Here is a 509-nt window from a genome sequence, read left to right as displayed (position 1 = left end):
CCGTACCGACCAGCACAGGCTGTTTGCGTGCAACACAGTCTTTTATATCTTCGATGATGGCATTAAATTTTTCAGCCGGCGTCAAGAATACCAGATCAGTATTGTCTTTACGTGCCATCGGTTTATTCGTTGGCACGATGACGACTTCCAGGCTGTAGATCTGCAATAACTCTTCAGCTTCGGTATCAGCCGTACCAGTCATGCCCGACAACTTTTCATAAAGCCTGAAATAGTTCTGGAAAGTTATCGATGCCAGCGTCTGGTTTTCACTCTGGATCTCAACGCCTTCTTTGGCTTCCACTGCCTGGTGCAAACCTTCTGACCAACGCCGTCCTTCCATGGTACGGCCAGTGAATTCATCTACGATAATGACCTGATTATCGCGAACGATATAGTGAACATCTTTCTCGAACAGTGCCAACGCACGCAACGCGGCATTAAGATAATGGACCAGATTGATATTGGTTGCGCTGTACAGGGAATCATTCTCATCGAGGATGCCGACATCG

At 47.3% G+C, this 509-nt stretch carries 1 pseudogene; it reads right to left on the bottom strand.

What is annotated here, in order from left to right:
* Positions 1 to 509: pseudogene (gene secA, locus ACQY6F_RS19115) on the bottom strand (preprotein translocase subunit SecA); the annotation flags it as partial.

The sequence above is a fragment of the Vibrio sp. genome (assembly GCF_050299255.1).
Taxonomy (GTDB): Bacteria; Pseudomonadota; Gammaproteobacteria; order Enterobacterales; family Vibrionaceae; genus Vibrio.
This window is presented reverse-complemented; position numbering and strand designations above follow the sequence as displayed.